The sequence below is a fragment of the Lelliottia nimipressuralis genome (genome assembly GCF_041464075.1).
GTDB classification, from domain to species: Bacteria; Pseudomonadota; Gammaproteobacteria; order Enterobacterales; family Enterobacteriaceae; genus Enterobacter; species Enterobacter nimipressuralis.
This window is the reverse complement of the sequence record NZ_CP167172.1, coordinates 3,176,389-3,195,344: the sequence shown is the minus strand read 5'-3', so window position 1 is coordinate 3,195,344 and position 18,956 is coordinate 3,176,389. Positions and strand designations below refer to the sequence as shown.

The following is an 18,956-nucleotide window of genomic DNA, read 5'->3' as shown; positions in this document are numbered from 1 at the left end:
GCTCACAGGTCAGGTGACTGACGGGAAGAGGTGTACGGATGAACGAACGGGTCGGGATAGTACGTAGTGCGATACAACAGCTCGCACCGCTGACGGTCGGGACAGTACTGATACTGCTCCCGGTCATCGCCGGGGCTGACACACCGGCACCGCAGAAGAGTTCGCCGGTCCCGGTGACCTTCGGCATCCGGGCACTGTCGCCGGATACGCCGGTCAATCCGCAGGTGGCGTTTGTGTCACAGATACTGACCCTGCCGGACGTGGTGTGTCAGGCCTGTACGGACCAGGACAGCTGGACGCGGGAGTGGACGCTGTCTCAGATGACGCTCGACAGGGATAACACCCGGGCAGAGCAGGGCTGGTATCTGTTTAAGAGCGGACTGAAAGGTATTGGCATCAGCGTGCAGGTGGCCCCGCAGGCCCGGCGCTCAACGTCGGGCAGCGGGATGCAGCTGAAAGAGCAGGGTGAGATTACCGTGGGGCTGGTCAGAACCGGGAGGGATACCGGCGCCGGACTGGCAGACCTGCCACCGGCAGAGTTCACCCGCACGACGACCTTCACGGGTCCGGACGGTCAGGTGAAGTCTGTCCTGCAGGACACCATCCGGGTGTCTGCGGATTTGCGGGTACCGACCTGCACCACCTCGGCGGGGAGTCTGAGTTTTACCCTGCCGGAAATCAGCCAGGTCTGGCTGCGGCGCAACGTGGTGCCGGGCGGGTACACGGATTCGGTGGCGTCACTGCCACTGACGGTGGTGGCCAACTGTTCGGAGAACACTCGTCACCTACGTATCCGGGTTATCCCGTCGGGCAGCGTGACGGACTCTGCGTCCGGAGCTGCGACCATCCTGACGGCGCGGGATGAAAACGGTCAGGATACCGGGACCGGATTTCTGATGAAGTACGACGCCAGCGGGTTCGGACGCACACAGCAGGGCGTGGTCCACTGGGACCGGAATCAGCCCCTGGTGCTGGAAAACCCACAGCCGGCCGATACCGGCAGTGAGCTGACGCAGGGGATTATAGTTTCACTGCAGGCGTTCTGGGCCCGCCCCCTGAATGACCGGCCTATTACCGCCGGGCAGGTCACGGCCAAAGGGCTGTATCAGGTGTCCTATGACTGAGCCATCACGCGGGGAGAACATTATGAAGCTGAAGCGGATGTACCTCACCCTCCGGGCGCGTCTGGCCGGAGTGCATCTCGATGAAGAGGGACAACAGTCGGTTAACCTTCTGAAGGGGATGGCCACCGGTGTGTTACCGGGGGTGCTGCTGTGCGCCGTGCTGACCGGTTATCTGAAAGACAATGTGGCCCTGGCGAACACGGAGACGTATCTGGCGGCACAGGACATCACGCTCAGCGGCACCGTGACGGCCCCGTCGTGCACGGTAAAACTGGAGAACAACCGGCTGATGTTTACGCGTCAGCAGCAGGATGCTCAGGGCGTGCAGAGCAGCAGGCACAATCCGACCATCCAGACCCTGCGTCTCAATCTGAGTCAGTGTGAGGTCGATGGCGTCGGGGTGATGTTTAAGGCGGAGTACTGGCCGGATAACCCGGTGAGGGGCACACTGCGTGACAGGGCGCAGAGGCAGCGCAACGACGCGCTGTACTACACCATCAGTCCGGGTGCGGATGAGGAAAACCCTGCCGCCTGGCCCCTGACGCTGGCCGAGGACTCGCCACAGCCTGAGGCTGATAAGCAGCAGGAAGAGAACAGGGCGGCTAACCCGGCGCAGTATTTCAGTCTGGCCGAAATGAATTACTGGTATGACCTTAAGACACCCCTAAAAGAAAATGATGTGCTGGTCATCCCGTTTAATGTGCGCGTACATCGTGCACTCACGCAAAAGAAAGAAAGTAATCCGGGGGAACTGGAATCGAATTTCACCCTGCAGCTTTCCTGGCGATAAAAGCTGAATATAGTTCCGGCATATTGTTTTCGTAGGAAGCTGAGTACGAAAATCGAGAAGAAAATCATCATACAATAAGGCTCTAAATGAAATAAACTATCAATTGTATTATTTAGAAACATAAATGGCATTGGCAATTCTAAATTTCGTTGAGAAGTATAAAAAGATGCCGATAACTGATTGTATCCATTACGGCAACAATTTAGGTTGCATGTCATATCCACTTGTCGTTTACGGTTCGATATTTAGACGACAGCATATTGGAATTAGACGGGATGTACATGACACCGAAGAATTTAAAAAATGCGATAGTTTGGTCAGCAAAGAGGAGTGGAAAATTGAAAGTAACTCGTCGGTCAGTATTGTTAGGTGGGCTGGGGTTTCTTGCCAGCACGACAATTTCCCGTTCGGCGTTTGCAGAGCAGGGCGTTTTTAGTGACCTGGCTGAGGGGCTGGATGATCTGGACCTGGCGACGGAGGCTTATCTTTTCGCCTATCCACTGGTGACGATGGAGCTAACCCGACGTGTCTTCTCGAACGTGACTGAACTTGAGGGAACCAGGGCGCCGATGGGGCAACTGATCAAGATGCGTGGCTATCCCGACGCAACATTCAGAGATGTTACGGCACCTAATGCTGACACACTTTATACAAATGCCTTTTTCGATGTCGGTACAGAGCCGTGGGTGCTCAGCATTCCTGATATGAAGGATCGCTATTTTTTGATGCCTTTGCTTGATGGCTGGACCACTGTATTCGAGGCTCCGGGGAAACGTACGACAGGTACCGGACCGCAGACGTATGCAATAACGGGCCCTGGCTGGAAAGGAAACCTGCCGGAGGGTATAACGGAATTTAAATCAGCTACCAGCATTGTGTGGTTGCTTGGCCGTATCTATTGCACGGGTACGCCAGAGGATTATGCAGCTGTCCACAAATTGCAGGACGCGTTTCAGCTTGTCCCCCTCAGTGCATATGGTAAACCTTACACTCCCCTCCCTGGCAAAGTTGATCCATCCATTGACATGAAAACCGCAGTGCGCGACCAGGTTAATAGAATGGATACGGTGTCTTACTTTACGTTATTTTGCGAACTGATGAAGATGAACCCTCCCTCAGAAGCTGATATGGCGCACATTAAGAGATTTGAGCGTATTGGTATCCTTCCGGGACGTGGATTTGATAGAAGCAGACTTAAGACTGAATTTGCACAGCGTGTTCCGGATCTCGCATTTGACAGAATGGTGCAGCAAGTTAAATTCTTAAAGGGCGAAAACGGCTGGTTGTTCACGACGAAAACTGGCGTTTACGGTACCGATTATCGAATGCGAGCTCTTGTTACCGCCATTGGCCTCGGTGCTAACCTCCCTGAAGATGCTATCTATCCGGTGTCTAAGATGGATGCTCAGGGGCAAAAATATCATGGATCCAACAAGTACATATTACGCTTCCCTGAAGGTCACTTACCTCCTGTGGAAGGTTTCTGGTCTTTGACAATGTACGACAAAGACTACTTTTTTGTCGATAACCCTGTTAATCGATATTCGCTCAGTCCACGCCAGAATTTACATATAAACTCTGATGGAACAACCGAACTCTATATACAAAAGGACTCACCTGGTAAGGATAAGGAGTCTAACTGGCTTCCCGCACCTTCAGGAGAGTTTATTCTGATGCTAAGGTTGTACTGGCCAAGCGAGAAAAAACCATCGATTATCAACGGTACATGGTCCATTCCCCCTGCCTTGAAATATGTCTAAGGTGAGTACAAGGACTATACGCCAGTGATATTTGGTAACGGTGTTATAGGTACCAATGCTGGACTGCATAAATGCTGTGATTCCATTGGTAAGTAAAAACGCGATAATTCAATGCGCTGACTTTATGTTTTTTTGTGGATAATTTTTTTTGGTCTAAATATATTTCACAAAAAACTATTCTGTTAGACATCTTCGTCTTCGTATCAAGGGAGATGCCGGTCAACAATTGTAAATCATGACACTGACGGACGTACTGAAGCGTCTGCCCTCCTGGCCAGAGGACCGCCAGCATGAGTTACTGCCGTTCCCGGCTTACCGCTTCGCCAGCCCTGAGTGATGCCCCGGCGGCGTCTCCTTACTCCCTGAGCGAGTATCCCGTCATCCGTGCTCTCGTCCCTGAAACAGTAAACCGTCTGCACGCCTAATGGTGCTCGGGTTACAGCACTCGTTGATAACAACACCCCCTCGCTCAAACACTTGACACAGAAACCCGGAAGCCTGAGGCATCAATGCTGTCTCAGTATTGCAGCACTGACCTTGTTGACTCGAAATCACTGTAAGCAAGGGGCTATACACGATCATCCCCAGCTATCATTGCGAGTTCCCGGCAACATTACTATTTTCTCGCGTATCAGGCTTATACACCTTAGATACCATGATTTTAATCATTGATTTAATGTTTCTTGATATTTTAATAAAACGTTCGGATACTTTTTGAGAACTCTTTGGCATTACACCTTTTCTGCCTTTCTGCTGAGAGTTGAAAGATATCTAATGGTACAGCACAACAAAAAAACTGGCATTCTAAACTATAAGGAACTTAATATGGATACAACAACAAAAGTTACACTACAGTCAATTATGTACCCAACAATGATGTATTTAAGCATTGATTCGGTGACCGGAAAACTTGTTTTTGCAACCAGTCCTTTTGTCTGGGATTGTTCAGTTTCTAAGGTGGATACGGTGCTTCATATCACAACCGCAGTCATCAGTTATACGGATAAAGACGGAAAGGTACTGAGCTTACAACCAGATTATGATAACCCAACTGGTCCTGTAACCTTTCCTGCAATCGTAGTAAAAGACAAAAGCCAGGTTAGGTTGAAATTGACACGCCAGTTGAATGACGATCTGGATAACATATTTTCAATCAATGCTGCGGAATATGAGGGTGATTTGACAAGATTCAACCTGAAGTGGCAAAAAAATGATGTAACGCAAGTGGTATTTGGTGGCGGCGATAACGTGTGGCTCATTAGCAATGTATAGTGGTCAAGTAATATTGGCCCCGTTGTTACAGTAAAAACGGTATCTGTACTCTGAGTCTTCCAGCGTCAGCCCGCCGTTATAATGATGGGTCTGACGCTGATATAGTGGTTCAAGATGTAACCATTAATTTGCTGTCGGGCCTCGTTCTTACCTGCATAACCTTCCACCGGCACCCATTCTGTTTTCAGACTGCGGAAGAAGCGTTCCATGGGACTGTTATCCAAGTAGTTCCCCCGTCGGATGACGCTTTGTTTTATTCTCTAACGCCAAAGAAGTTCTTGATATTTCAAGCCTGTATATTGACTTCCTTGGTCGCTATGAAAATGAGATCATATGGTTGACCTCGTGTCTCATAGGCCATCCGAAAGGCATCGCTTATCAGTGCGATATCGGCATTAGCTGACAGACAACAGCCGATAATTCTGCGGGCAAAAATATCCATAACACAACCACCAGATAGCACCAGTGGTTTCCTGCTTGGATATACGTAATATTTCCGCACCACACCCGATTTGGCTCCGGTACAGCGAACTGAAACTCGAGCAGATGCGGTAGTCAGGTATTCTCCTGACGAGCATTTTTGTACTGATGTTTTCCGGACTGACAGCTGCTCAGATTCAGATATTTCATCAGACTCCCGGCACGGTACGGACAAAAGTGCGGGATGAGTCTGACGCAATAGCCCATAGATGCGAAGGTTCGCCCCCTAGCAATGCGAAGTGCCGCAGGCCTCCATAGCAACAAGAGTTCCAGGTTCAAACTGTCGTATAGTATCCAGCATTTAGAACGAGATATATTCTTGTTCCATGCGACGGAACCATCAACAATCCAGGCGCAGACCTGAAAAACTGATTTGGCGATATCAATACCAACAACTCTGATCGTGGATCGTGCTCATGTGATTTACTCCCGTAGCAAACGCAGACAGTTACAGTATGGCACTGGCTGCTTCAGGAAAGGGCGTCCATCACATCACTTGCGTGCAGCAGACTGCCAGAATATGATACAGATTAGATGTTTCCTCTCCGTAACCGGAGAGGAATATTTTGGTCGGAAGATTTGTAGGTTCTTATTGAAAAGAATCTTAGTACATATCTATTTTACCTCTCAGTATGTATTCATGGAGAAGGATGAAATTCTATAGTATGTTTAATAATTTGGGTGTGTTCTCTCATGTTTAGTATTCTTTTCTATTCGCTTCGTGGTTAACATCAATTATTTTAACACTACAACAACTGACTGGATGCCAGGGCTTAAGTTATAAAATCGTGCAATGTACTGCTTGTCGGGTACTGCCGTGTCACCATTGATAGTGACATATTCTCCTTGATATAAAAGATTAATGAAATCACTTTGAGCATTAACAAAAATAAAAGCACTCTTATTGCTCTCTGACTTGTGTGTAATAAAGTTAAACACACCATTATAACGTCCTGTCTTTAAATCCCCGGATTCAAGGATAATTGGGCACGATTTTCCTGCCTCACCAAAATATACTTCCGCTGCAGTTCCTTTCAAATTAAACCCACCTGTAATGTTAAACTCTCCATTGCGTTGAGTATTTGAAATTGTTAACTTTGAGGTGTCCTGTAATGTTAACCATCCCTTGATGTTGATACCACCGATATACTCACTACCAGGCTGTTTTTCAATTGAAATCTTTACCCTAGAATCACCTTTAATAAGAAATGATGCATAATCTTCAACATACTCAATGCCACCCATATAAAAATTACCTGCGCTGAGTAAGCAGGAGTAGTCAGCCCCATTCACTGGTGAGCTGTCAATAACATAATCTCCCTGGAGGTTCATGTATTCCTGCTTTCTTCTCCAGAAACCATTTCCTCGGATATTAAGCTTTGCAGGACTTCGACAGTCCCCACCATCCATTATTAGTGTACCTGCAACATCCCAGATACAACGCCCACTATTTGATGAAGCATTTATGTCTATATTTTCAATATTTAACTCTGCGCCCTCACTTACTGTTATATATACTGGATTCTCATGCTCCCCCGTCCTCCCATCTATTCCTTCTTCAACCCATCGCTCAGGGGATATCACCAACTTACCGCGCTGAACATTTATTCTTGTCTGCTTTTCTATTGAATATTCAGTGGCTACTGGCCATGTAAAGGCAGTTTTAGACGTGGTATTCACTTTTAGGATAAGTTCACATTCGGGAGCATCCATGGTGAAACAACATCCCAGCTGTTTGTCGAAGTTATCCCTACGGATAATACGACTTCCATAATTCTCAGTATACGTTTGACTTGCATTGGAATCCCATTCAAAACTCATATCAACATCCTCTTATTAAACAATGGTATATATATGCTACGATTTTCTGTAATATATTGGCATTACAGAGAATACATTTAAAATAAAGTCAAGGCGTGCAGGGGGAATCACCTCTTATTAGATGTTCGCCCCAGGTATTAAGTGTCCTCGAGCATGTGAAGGACAGACAATTAAACGGAAATAAATAGCATTAGATCTTTTTTAGAGGGTAACTAAATTATTGTATTAAGAGACTATATCATGATTGATTTGCTTTACTCGCTTACTATGAGTCTCAACTGCTTTTCCAGACTGAGGATTTGTTCTACCAAAAAAATCACTCACCCACGGGTATGCTTCTTTCGTTGAAACTAAAGGTTGAAGACGCAACATCATGTTGATATCGCAAGAAAGATAGTTGCCGTTCATCGGACCACCTTTTTCTCTGAAGTATCTAATATTTACACAATCAATCATTCTTTACTCTTTTTAATAAATAAAACCACCAAGTGTAACTATGTCTGACACTGGCCCATTGATGCACACCATTAATCCAGAATTAATATAATGATGTGGGGTGAATATAAATTTCACTAAACCGACTAAAATTATTAACCTGCCATTTAGGTTAAACAGTACCACGTCATTAACAGTCAACCTAAACTGAGAGTCGTAACGATTTTAGCAATTGTCAAATAATAAACACGACATATTCTGGATTTCTCCTGTGTCCCCGGATGATTCCGGTCATTGATTCTGGCGATTTCTATCGCGAGTGACCTGCCCCCAGTATTAGATACAACCGTCAGTCCAAAGCGCAACTCAATGGCCCTGACCCCGTATATGATCCATTCATAATCAGGAATAACCGGCTTCATTCTGGCTGCATATTCTGGCAACCGACAGATTTTTCAGCAAACTAGGAGGGCGTCATCCAGCCCAGTGCATAATGGGGACGACTCTGGTTATAGTGTATGCGCCAGGCCTCGATTTTGCACCGTGCATCCTCCAGAGATATGAACCAGTTCTCGTTCAGGCATTCCTGCCGCAACCTGCCGTTGAAGGACTTGACCGTAGCGTTGTCCTTAGGCGTTCCCGGGCGTGAGAAGTCGATCCTTATTCCTCTTTCATACACCCACCTGTCCAGCATTTTTCGTGCAAATTCAGAACCATTATCGGTTTTCAGCAACTACGGTAATGACACCTGAATGCTATGCTTTTCATCATTTCTGCCACTTCTGTTGAACGCAGATTCTGCCCTAAGCAGATCCCCAGGCATTCGCGGGTGCAAAGGTCGATAACCGTTCGCAGGCGCAGTCTTCGCCCGTCAAACAGCGCGCCCGAGACAAAATCAATGCCCCAGACGTGATTCGGATATAGCCCCTGAGACTGCGGCTGCCAGCGCTGCACGGATTTATTGCGCTGTGGACGTTTGAGGCGCAGCGATAGCCCCTGCTCGCTGTAAAGCCGGTAAATCCTTTTGTGGTTATCGCGCCAGCCCTCCCGTCTGAGCATCACGTGTACACGGCGGTAACCGTAATGCACCCGGGTTTGGGTGATCTCGCGTATGCGCAGGCGCAGCGCACTGTCATCGGCAGCAACTGAACGATATCTAAACGAACTGCGACTGAGTCGTAGCACAAAACAGATTTGTCTTTCGCTGACACTAAATCGGGCCTGTATTTCGCTAACACATTCGCGTAGGCGTACCAGCGTCAGCTCTTTTTTACCATCACGTCCTGCAACATGGTCTTATCGAGGCTGAGGTCAGCAACCTGCTTCTTCAGCCGCAGATTTTCCTCTTCCAGTTGCTGAATATGTTTGAGTTCATAGGGGAAATTCCGCCGTACTTCTTGCGCCGCGTGTAAAAAGTGGCATCAGAGATACCCAGCTTACGGGAGACATCTGGCACGGACGTACCCAACTCAGCCTGCTTCAGGGCAAAGATAATCTGCTCTTCGATGAATCGTGACTTTTTCATCGGCACCACCTCCGTTCAGGGGAGTGTTTATCATGTCGGAATTTTGTTTCTGGATGGAGCAGGATTTTGGGGCTGGGTCAATATGAAGACATTACTAACATCACGGTGTATTGATCAACGGGGAGCCGGTAAGCCTTAGTTCTCCAATACGTTTCTCACCGTACGACTTACCAGTCGATCAAATTCCACTTGAATTATTTTTCCGATAGAAAAATAAATTTTTGAGAGCCTGAGAAACAAAATAGAGTAAAGAAAAATATGCTTGGAAGAAATATTATTATCTAATCGGGGGCATCTTGTCATTATGTTGCGGATTACGTTTGATATTTTTATTTAAAAAATTAATAATTGCGGACTAAGAAGCTAAGAAGCTAAGAAGCTAAGAAGCTAAGAAGCTAAGAAGCTAAGAAGCTAAGAAGCTAAGAAGCTAAGAAGCTAAGAAGCTAAGAAGCTAAGAAGCTAAGAAGCTAAGAAGCTAAGAAGCTAAGAAGCTAAGAAGCTAAGAAGCTAAGAAGCTAAGAAGCTAAGAAGCTAAGAAGCTAAGAAGCTAAGAAGCTAAAAAGCTAAAAAGCTAAAAAGCTAAAAAGCTAAAAAGCTAAGTCCTGCGTTCTGCAAATTGTAGTAAAGCATCAGGATTGATAACTGTTATTGCACGGTAGCTAGCCTCAATCCAACCTTTTTCCTCAAAGCGTTGAACTGCGATATTGACCTGTTTACGAGAGGTATTTGTAATGATGCTCAGATTTTCCTGGGATACCATTACTGGCGTATCTGTTGACCAGGACATTCGATGCAGGGCAGAGGCAATCCTTGAACTGACATCTTTTATTTGCAAGTCATGAACGATTCTGATTAGAGAGTCCGTCGACATGAGAGACATAGAGGAGAAAGCCCGTAAGGTATTTGGATCGGCACAGACCATTTCTTCCATCACGGGGAGTGGGACGTGCATAACCTGAATGTCAGTGTAGGCCGTCAAAGAGATACGCCGAGGATCACCAGTCAGGAAACTGTCTTCACCTGTCCAGCCACCAGGCACTGCAATATGTATTAGCCTTGGTGTCTGGCCTGAAGGCGCTGTTTTTACCGTTACTACCCCACTGACAAGACCATAAATACCGCCGGCAGGATCCCCCGAGCAAAAGATCACGGTCCCGGCCCGGAATCGTAAAAATTCTGCATTGTGTAATAACAACATTCTGAAATCAAATGGCATATGAGATAGCCAGCCTCGCTGGCAGATGATTTTCTCAGCCTTTTCTCGTGATTTCAGGGACATCAATGTCATTATTTCCCTATCTGGTTAACGATCGTTTTGGGTAGTATAGCCAAGAAAATACATTATCAGCGTGGTGATTATTACACTAATCAGTCAGCCATATCCTCATCTGCATGATGTTTTAACGCTTCTGGATTTAAAACTGTGATTGATCGGTAACCAGTCTCAACCCAGCCCTCTTCAACGAAACGCTTGATAATGGCATTAACTTGTTTTCGCGATGTGGTAGTGATGACGCTCAGGCTTTCTTGTGAAACTGCTACGGGAATATGCGTTGCCCAGCAAATACGATGAAGGGCAGAGGCGACTCTGGCGCTTGCGCTTTTCTTCTGTAAGTCATGTACAAGCCTGAGCATCGAGTCCGCCCCCAGGATAGACATCACGCCAAAAGCGCGCATATTGTCAGGATCTTGTTCAGCCATTTGCTCCATTTTTTCAAGCGGTACATGCAGTAGCCAGGTTTCATTTTGTGCAACCAGTTCAATCCTTCTTGGTTTGCCCGAAATAAAGCTGTCTTCACCAATCCAGTCGCCTGAAACTGCAATATCGATCAAACGGGGCGTTGAATAAGGTGGTGCAGCCATGATCCCCAGAGTCCCTGATACAAGCCCATAAATCCCACCAGCCTTGTCACCCTTAGCGAAGATGACATGTCCCGTGTCGAACTTCAGTAGCTCGGCATTTTCCAGAAGACGGACCCTGAACGCTTCAGATGTCCGGCTCAACCAGCCCCTTTGAATCACTATCGCTTCCGCGTTTTTTCGCAACATAGGTTCGTAATCCTTCGCGCCGTACTTGTCTTTATTGATACCTGGCACAGTAGTGTTGACACTAGTGATGAAGAAATTCAACTGAGTAATTTAGCACGAAATATTATCGTTACTTCAGGAAGATATGGAAAACGGAGGACAATTTTATAAAACTTATGGCTGGCGGATTAATCGAAGGATCCTAAGGCGTTTTGGCTTAAATCAACCCGATTATGCCGACATTCAGTAGGTATCAAAGGGGTTATTAGTAAGTAAAAAAAGCCCGCTACGGGAGAGCGGGCGACACAAAGTTAAGTTGTTCGTTATTTTGGTTTAAGTCCCTCTTAATCTCATAACGGTTTTCCTTTCTGTCAATATGAACCGTTCAAAAAAACGATTACAAACCACATATGGTTAGAACACTGTTTAACCTGTTCAGTGAATCATAGAGTTCATAGGCAAGAAGGATACGGTGTCGCCAATAGTATTCGAACTGAGTGAAACTAATCTATAGAGGGCAAGTTATGTCAATGAGCACAATTTTAAGGATGGTTTTTTTGATAGTGGGTGCAACCGTGGTATCAGCGGGAGCATCGACACTACATAGGCTGACTTCCCCAGCCCAAGGGGTTGTGTGCGATGTGTTTTTTTGCGCTGATGCCAAAGGAGTTTCAGATGCTTTAACAACGAAATTTTTGGGCAAAGTGCGTGGAGAACAACTGAGTGCAATGGGCGACTTCGATCATTCAGCATTTACTTTTGCAAATGGAATTTTTTGTGACACGAAGGCTAAAGTATGTCGCAAGGATCGTTTTTTCGATGCTGACGGGAAGCGCTCGGGATCTATTGAAGATAATACAACTCGATTGCTATTTGAGCCGTAATAACCAGGCTGTCCATTTCCTGGTTATGCAGTGTGCGTGATCGGCTCAATACGTAAATCAATGGAATGCATAATGGGAATATCGTTTAGCTAGTTACTTATGTCCTTTTCTGCATGCTGTAGCAGTGCAGCAGGATCTTTAACGGTGATTGAGCGGTAACTGGTTTCAACCCATCCCTCTTCAACAAACCGCTGAATGACGTTGTTGACCTGCTTACGAGAAGTGTTGGTAATGATGCTGAGATTATCCTGGGAAACCGTTACCGGAGTATCTGTGGACCACGACATACGGTGTAACGCTGAGGCGATTCTTGAGCTGATATCCCTCTTCTGTAAGTCATGCACAATTCTTAAAGCTGAATCAGCCTGCTGCATAGAAATCACGCCAAAAGCGCGAATGTCATTTGGATAAGCAGACACCATTTGTTCCATCGCTTTAATCGGTACGTGCAAAACCCAGGTTTCACTTTGTGCGACAACTTCAATTCTTCGAGTATCGCCCGTTAGAAAACTATCTTCTCCCGTCCATCCACCCGGTACAGCAATGTGGATGAGGCGAGGCACTGAATCAAGCGGAGCCGTATTGATAACAACGGTTCCGTCGACAAGGCCAAAGATTCCTCCGGCAGGGGCTCCGGTACGGAAGATAAATTGCCCAGGTTCAAATTTCAGAAGTAAAGCATGCTTCAGCAGCCTCGTTCTGAAATCTTCAGGCATGAGCGATAACCACCCTCTTTGGCAGATCAAATGCTCAGCCCTTTCTCGAGTCATTTCCACTTTTCTTCCTCAATTGTCCGATTTGACACAATCTTGCATCAGAAAATTATGTATTAAAAGTGTGTCAGGCAAAAAGTCTCATAAGCAGGCTGTGGGAAAAAATACACGGCCGCATACAGGGTAGTGTCGGTTGTTAAGAAAGTGACTAACACCTACTGATGACGAGGTTTGTGCGGACAGCACTAGTACGGCCCGTAAGTAATCATTTTTATTAATGAAATTTTGGAGAAGGAGCTTAACCGTCACCTGTGACAGTTGCCCTTATGCAGGTGACTGAACGCGGGTTGAATATTTTAGGATGGATTCTTGTGATTCAGAGGATGCCGGGAATGTGTTAACAACAGTTTATTCCTGAACATGCTTATTTTATCAGACTACATGATGCCGGAGTTTTCCATGAAGCAAAGATTATATCTCACGCGTCAGGAAGTATCTGTTTTAGCCAGGGCCACATTTGGTAGTAAGAATGGATTAAGAGATTACTGTATGTTGCTGCTCTGCTATTTACATGGATTCAGAACGAGTGAGTTAACAGGGTTAAAACTATCAGACCTTGACTTGTCAGGGGGGCGCTTATCTATTAGTCGATTAAAAAATGGATTTAGTACTGTACACCCTTTACATGTACAGGCCAGAAAGGCACTGGATATGTGGCTAAATATACGAAATCAACTTGTAACTGATAATGATATTCAGTGGCTATTTGTTTCGCGTAAAGGTGGGCGTATCTCACGTCAGCGTTTTTATATGATTTGCAAAGAGTATGGACGACTGGCTGGTCTCCCTTTCGATGTACATCCTCATATGCTGCGGCATGCATGTGGGTATGAACTGGCAGAGCAAGGTATGGATACACGCCTGATACAGGATTATCTTGGTCATCGAAATATCAGGCACACTGTCCATTACACTGCTGGCAACGCAGCACGTTTTTCGAGAGTCTGGCAGGATAAAAATTCGTACGAAGTGATTTTCTAGTGTGTTTATTATTTTATAGTGCTTGCTTTTTGTAAAAACCGTTGAGAGTTTAATTTGTGTTTTTTTCAGATATTCATATGGGAAATAAATCAGTATTACATTGAAGTAAATAAAATGTGTGAACACACAACTTAACTCTTTTTAGATATAAAGTTAGGTGAGTTACTACCTCAATGTTGTCGCAAGTGCTGAAGACACATGTATGATCCGTTCGATTTCGGATATCGATTTTGGTACTCATGAGTATGATATTACTGCCCCACTCGATCAACGCTTGAGTCTGACATTGCAATGTCCTGTGGGTACAACCTGGCAACTGGCTTTGAACGAGGGATTATATTCGGCGGGGGGAGCACGGAGAATGAGCAATGACTAGGGTGATTTTGTTCAGTATCAAATTTATCGCGATGCGGCACGAACACAAACCTGGGGTAATAAAAATAATGTGGATACCCTGAGTGGTGTTGGAGCGGGCATTGCTAACCCGCTCATGATCTCTATATATGGGCGGGTATTACCCCAGAATGGTCTGGCTCAGGAGCATTATCAGGATACTGTTATTGTTACCTTGATCTATTAATGAATTATTTTTTATTTCAGAATATGTGCCTTTATTTTAGAAGAGGTGTTAATGATTAGACACGTACTGTTTATACAGTTTAAACCTGATGTTTCGAGTCTTGATATTGATATTATTCGTATTTTGTTTTTAGATGTTAGAAATAAAATTGAAGGTGTTTTAGATGTTGAGTGGGGAGAGAATGATAGCCCAGAGATGAAAAATGCAGGCTATACACATTGTGTTTTCATGACATTTTCGGATGATACTGCCCGACAAAGATATTTGCCACATTCAGTTCATGAGGAATTGAAAGAGATTTTCAAGCCTCTACTTCAGAACGTCATTGTTCTAGATTATTCGGTTGTATAATGATTTTATATGAATGCGTTTTATAATATTAAAGTGGAGGAATTTATGATGATTAGGCGTAAAACATGTTTGGCTATTATGACATTTATTAGTGCGGTAAACATTCAATGTAGCTACGCACAAAAGACTCCTGATGTAACGGTTCCGACTCATGGCTTTAATACATTTATTCCGGAAGATATTCTAACTCAGGATAAGATCCACACCCGTATTGGAACACTTAACTTTATCGATGGTGTCCCAACAAAAGAAACGGCAAAACTGGCTTTTGATAACCTTGACTTCGTTCGCGGAGTCGAGGTTTTCTTGAGCCTTATGCCTGCCGCAAGTATTGAAGCAATTCGCCGTGGAAATATTGCATTGGGTGCAAGTAAAAGTAATCAGGCAACAATTTATGATCAACTTGCAGATTCAAACCCTCTGTTACTGACGGCGAATACTGATACCGTTTACGCTTTCTCAATGCTTGACCTCGAAACTGATGGCCCAACGGTCATTGAGGTACCGCCTGGAAGTGGTCCGGGAACAGTGAATGACGCATTTTTCAGATTCGTTGTTGATATGGGCGTCCCTGGGCCGGATCGGGGAAGGGGAGGAAAATATTTAATCGTGCCATCTGATTATATGGGTAATCTACCTAAGGATGTCAGGAATGGCGGTGAATATTATATTACGCGCTCACCTTCATATGTAAACATTGTTATTTTACGTGGATTTCTGGTTGATGGTAAGCCAGATGCCGCATCAAAGATGTTTCGCGATGGTTTCAAAGTTTATCCGCTCAGCAAAGCAGATAGTCCACCTAAAATGGAATTTATCAATTCATCTAAGAAGGCATTTAATACTGTCCATGCAAACAATTTTGAGTTTTATAATGAACTCAATAACGTCATACAGAAAGAGCCTGTCGATTTTATTGATCCTGAAATACGTGGTCTTGCTGCCTCAATTGGTATTAGCAAAGGTAAAAAGTTTGATCCTGATAAACGGATGAAAGCAATTTTAACAGATGCAGTTGCGACGGGTAACGCAACGGCCAGAGCGATTAGTTTTCATAACCGAGATCCTCGCTCTGTTCTTTATCCTAACAGTCAATGGCGAACCAGTTTCATTGGTGACGACTATCTCTGGCTTGGTGGAGATGGGCTTGCTGGCCGCGATCTTGATGCCAGAACCAGCTTCTTCTACGTCGCAACTGTTAATACACCATCAATGGCGGCAAAATCGGTGGGCAATGGTTCGCAGTATGCTATTGCCAGCGCAGATAAGATGGGAGCCCCCCTTAATGGTTCTAAGAACTACAGGCTCAACATTCCTGGCAATGTGCCGGCAAATGACTTCTGGTCAGTGGTTATTTATGACCCTCAAACCCGTTCTGAACTGCAGACCTCACAGCCATTCCCGAGTAAAAATAACAAACGAGACAAATTGATTGCAAATCAAGATGGGTCCGTAGACTTATTCTTCGGCCCTAAACCACCTAAGGGTAAGGAAGCCAATTGGATGCAGACAGTTCCTGGAAAAGGCTGGTTTACAATCATTCGCCTATATGGGCCTCTCGAGCCCTGGTTTGATAAAACTTGGAAACCGGGTGAGATCGAAGAAATTAAGTAACTCCTAAGATAGCATCGATTTAACTTATCAGGCAGATGATTTTAATCTGCCTTCTTTTTTTTCATCAAATTTGTAGGTGGCGGTGCTTTCAGGGGATTAACTACCTGGTGTTGCGCTTCAGAAGTAACTGAAAGCACCGCCGTGTCTGGAAAACCGGCAGGAAACCAGACTTTAATGATACTGTTAACGTTTTTTTTCTGTGTCAACAGAATGTCGCTATATCCCTCTGTATTCTTGAATCTGACGTATATAACATTGTCATTTTTTCACTAATCTGGTAACGAATTGTTAATACACGGTTGTGGGGCTTATTTATCGTTTCCACAATTATCCTCGTCGGTTCGGGTAGGCATTTTAACTTAATAACAGGAAAGCATACTGCTTCTGAGGGTTCACCCGGATAGGTCGGGTTAGCTATCAGTATCCTTTCCTGTTGTGATGAATCCCCCTGTGCGGAGGGGCAGAACCAGCAAACTACTCCTGTGGTCGTAGGGAATCGAAATAGATGCGAGTCAAGGCTGCTGACCAAAGACTCACCTGGAGGCACCAGGCATCACAACTCTATTAAATATCTAACTTCATCGTTAAAGAGAGCAATGGCTAATCTGTTAATTTGAGGGTTGATTTTTGTCTGCCTTCGTATTTTGATAAAAAAATAATTGGCAATTCCATCCTTGCTAAGGAGTAACGGTGAGATGTAAATTAATTGGCAAGGCAGATGAGTGCTTAAACATTGCGGAAGCTCCTAATAACATGCTTGAACGTTTGCATAAGGCGATCTCTCAACTCAAAAGTGAATATATTTCAGCATTAGGTCTGCTTAGCAATATAAAATATTCTGCGAATAACCAAAAATTTAATGTCGTTGAAATAGGGATCGAAAGTAGTGAGAGAGATGGTTTAATTTGCTCCATTGCTGATATACCTATGTCTCAAGATAATACCATTCACTTTATACTGAGTACTGCTCTTTGTACACGGGATTATGCATTGAAATCCTATTTTAATATAGACGTCAATATGTATATTAAAGGGAGGGCGATAAACGTTATCCTAAACAAAGAGAACGAAACGATGCGTTATACAGCTTATGAACATGCTGGTGGTTTTGGTCCAATTTGTGACGCTATAAAAAAACATATAAAACTTTCAATTGACATGGACCTTGTTGATTATCAACTCTGGGGTTCATAGGCTTTAGTTACTGAAATGCACGAAGCAATGATAGTGACTGTTATCCAAATCTAAACATGTTAGGTTACATGCATTGTGTTTGTGAGATTGATTTGATTTGGTATTCATTCAAATATGCCAGCGGAAGATAAAGAGTTATTACGCTTAATCTTAGTTACAGGAAGTTAATCATGAGTGTTTTTTGTGTTTTTAACGTCCGTCGATTGGGGAAACTAAATAGCAGCTATTTTCACGTGCCAATGATCTTCCTTTGGCGAAAAAGGACACCATTATCTCAGTCGCGCCGCTGATTATCTTTTGCAGGGAACAAGCGCTGTAAATCGTAGCCAGTCAGGCAGAAAGCAGCATTTATGTACATGGCACTCATCTGGCGAGGTCCTTGGGACTGGTCGCCAGCAGCTGGTTATTTTCTGCCACTAAAAAGAATGAAGGAGTAAAGTTTGTTATCCCTGACCGAGTGAAACGAGCTCAAGCTTGCCGTTAATAATGAATTGCACGCCAGTACAGACCAGAAGAAACCCCATCAGCCTTGAAATAGCATCAATACCACCAGTCCCGACAAGTCGCATAATGGTTCCAGAGCTTCGAAGACTCAACCAGAGAATCAGGCCCACCAGTAGGAAAATGAGTGGTGGTGCTACAAGAATTATCCAGGGGGCATATTCAGCACCATGCCGAGCCGCTGAAGTAGAAGCAGAGCTGATAATCATGGCAATAGTACCGGGACCTGCTGTTGAGGGCATCGCTAGCGGTACAAAAGCTATTCCAGTATCGGCAGTTTCAGCGTCAGAACTGAGTGAAACTGGTCTGGTGGGCTGCGGGAATAGCATACGAAAGCCAATGAATGCGACAATCAATCCCCCGGCAATACGCAGTCCAGGAATAGAAATCCCGAACGTGTTCATCACCAACTGTCCCGCGTAATACGTCACCATCATGATAATAAATACGTTCATTGAGGCCAGAAATGCAATGCGGTTTCTCATGGCTACACTCATCCCACCAGTGAGTGCAAGAAACAATGCAACTGTGGTCAGTGGATTTGCCAGAGGGAGAAGGACAACAAGTCCAAGTCCAAGGGCTTTCATTAAATCAATCATCATATTTCCTTACTAACAGGGGGCAAGGAGGGCCGCCAGGCTCCCCCTTAGCTAAAAAAATCCCGCTGTTAAGGTGGGAAACAGCGGGAAGACATAAAGGATGTTAAGGAGGTACAAATAGTGACGCTACAAACGCAACACTAAACATTACATCAACAGAACGCTGGGTTATGCTGTTGTTAAGGTGATTGCAGCCGTTAAGAAAGAACGCTCCTGGCGACAGAGGTCATTTCGATGATTCAAA

16 protein-coding genes and 3 pseudogenes are annotated in these 18,956 nt (G+C 45.0%); 11 read left to right on the top strand and 8 right to left on the bottom strand.

Going from position 1 to position 18,956, the window contains the following annotated elements; all coding sequences use genetic code 11:
* Positions 1-38: 38 nt before the first annotated feature.
* The 5 genes from ACB496_RS15270 to ACB496_RS15250 all read left to right on the top strand — a co-directional run bounded on the left by ACB496_RS15270 (position 39) and on the right by ACB496_RS15250 (position 4,946).
* The gene (locus tag ACB496_RS15270) at positions 39-1,124 is read left to right on the top strand and encodes a hypothetical protein (protein ID WP_371972973.1); all 1,086 of its coding nucleotides are present in this window, start codon (positions 39-41) and stop codon (positions 1,122-1,124) included.
* Positions 1,117-1,914, top strand: coding sequence for a hypothetical protein (locus ACB496_RS15265; RefSeq protein ID WP_371972972.1), 798 nt, complete (start codon positions 1,117-1,119; stop codon positions 1,912-1,914). The genes ACB496_RS15270 and ACB496_RS15265 overlap by 8 nt, the downstream gene beginning before the upstream one ends.
* A 338-nt stretch (positions 1,915-2,252) precedes the next feature.
* Complete coding sequence (locus ACB496_RS15260; RefSeq protein ID WP_371972971.1) at positions 2,253-3,674, top strand: DUF1254 domain-containing protein; 1,422 nt, start codon at positions 2,253-2,255, stop codon at positions 3,672-3,674.
* A gap of 290 nt (positions 3,675-3,964) precedes the next feature.
* Positions 3,965-4,099 carry a hypothetical protein gene (locus tag ACB496_RS15255; protein ID WP_371972970.1) on the top strand — a complete coding sequence of 45 codons (135 nt, stop codon included), beginning with the start codon at positions 3,965-3,967 and terminating at the stop codon, positions 4,097-4,099.
* Positions 4,100-4,499: 400 nt separating this feature from the next.
* Complete coding sequence (locus tag ACB496_RS15250) at positions 4,500-4,946, top strand: hypothetical protein (RefSeq protein WP_371972969.1); 447 nt, start codon at positions 4,500-4,502, stop codon at positions 4,944-4,946.
* Positions 4,947-4,949: 3 nt separating this feature from the next.
* On the opposite strand, the pseudogene ACB496_RS15245 reads toward ACB496_RS15250, so the two are convergent.
* The 6 genes and pseudogenes from ACB496_RS15245 to ACB496_RS15220 form a co-directional block, all read right to left on the bottom strand.
* Positions 4,950-5,594 (bottom strand): annotated as a pseudogene (locus ACB496_RS15245) (IS3 family transposase); the annotation flags it as partial.
* A 567-nt stretch (positions 5,595-6,161) separates the two neighbouring features.
* On the bottom strand, positions 6,162-7,247 hold the full coding sequence (locus ACB496_RS15240) for a hypothetical protein (RefSeq protein ID WP_371972968.1): 1,086 nt from the start codon (positions 7,245-7,247) through the stop codon (positions 6,162-6,164).
* Positions 7,248-7,472: 225 nt separating this feature from the next.
* Positions 7,473-7,655 (bottom strand): hypothetical protein, encoded by a 183-nt coding sequence (locus ACB496_RS15235; RefSeq protein WP_371972967.1) that lies wholly within the window; start codon positions 7,653-7,655, stop codon positions 7,473-7,475.
* Between the two features lie 490 nt (positions 7,656-8,145).
* Positions 8,146-9,207: pseudogene (locus ACB496_RS15230) on the bottom strand (IS3 family transposase).
* Between the two features lie 595 nt (positions 9,208-9,802).
* Positions 9,803-10,495, bottom strand: coding sequence for a Crp/Fnr family transcriptional regulator (locus ACB496_RS15225; protein ID WP_371972966.1), 693 nt, complete (start codon positions 10,493-10,495; stop codon positions 9,803-9,805).
* Positions 10,496-10,575: 80 nt separating this feature from the next.
* Positions 10,576-11,256, bottom strand: coding sequence for a Crp/Fnr family transcriptional regulator (locus ACB496_RS15220; protein ID WP_371972965.1), 681 nt, complete (start codon positions 11,254-11,256; stop codon positions 10,576-10,578).
* A 503-nt stretch (positions 11,257-11,759) separates the two neighbouring features.
* On the opposite strand from ACB496_RS15220, the gene ACB496_RS15215 reads away from it, so the two are divergent.
* Positions 11,760-12,119, top strand: coding sequence for a YcgJ family protein (locus ACB496_RS15215; RefSeq protein WP_371972964.1), 360 nt, complete (start codon positions 11,760-11,762; stop codon positions 12,117-12,119).
* Positions 12,120-12,208: 89 nt separating this feature from the next.
* On the opposite strand, the gene ACB496_RS15210 is transcribed toward ACB496_RS15215, so the two are convergent.
* Complete coding sequence (locus ACB496_RS15210) at positions 12,209-12,889, bottom strand: Crp/Fnr family transcriptional regulator (protein WP_371975243.1); 681 nt, start codon at positions 12,887-12,889, stop codon at positions 12,209-12,211.
* A 402-nt stretch (positions 12,890-13,291) separates the two neighbouring features.
* Here ACB496_RS15210 and ACB496_RS15205 point away from each other — a divergent pair, with 402 nt between their 5' ends.
* From ACB496_RS15205 to ACB496_RS15185, 5 genes and pseudogenes are all read left to right on the top strand, one after another.
* Positions 13,292-13,873, top strand: a complete 582-nt coding sequence (locus tag ACB496_RS15205) for a tyrosine-type DNA invertase (RefSeq protein ID WP_371972963.1) — start codon at positions 13,292-13,294, stop codon at positions 13,871-13,873.
* Positions 13,874-14,075: 202 nt separating this feature from the next.
* Positions 14,076-14,453 (top strand): annotated as a pseudogene (locus ACB496_RS15200) (spore coat U domain-containing protein).
* A 51-nt stretch (positions 14,454-14,504) separates the two neighbouring features.
* On the top strand, positions 14,505-14,804 hold the full coding sequence (locus ACB496_RS15195) for a Dabb family protein (RefSeq protein ID WP_371972962.1): 300 nt from the start codon (positions 14,505-14,507) through the stop codon (positions 14,802-14,804).
* 9 nt (positions 14,805-14,813) lie between these two features.
* Positions 14,814-16,418, top strand: coding sequence for a DUF1254 domain-containing protein (locus ACB496_RS15190; RefSeq protein WP_371972961.1), 1,605 nt, complete (start codon positions 14,814-14,816; stop codon positions 16,416-16,418).
* A 690-nt stretch (positions 16,419-17,108) separates the two neighbouring features.
* On the top strand, positions 17,109-17,612 hold the full coding sequence (locus tag ACB496_RS15185; RefSeq protein WP_371972960.1) for a hypothetical protein: 504 nt from the start codon (positions 17,109-17,111) through the stop codon (positions 17,610-17,612).
* 443 nt (positions 17,613-18,055) lie between these two features.
* On the opposite strand, the gene ACB496_RS15180 is transcribed toward ACB496_RS15185, so the two are convergent.
* On the bottom strand, positions 18,056-18,712 hold the full coding sequence (locus ACB496_RS15180; RefSeq protein ID WP_371975242.1) for a MarC family NAAT transporter: 657 nt from the start codon (positions 18,710-18,712) through the stop codon (positions 18,056-18,058).
* Between the last annotated feature and the right edge of the window lie 244 nt (positions 18,713-18,956).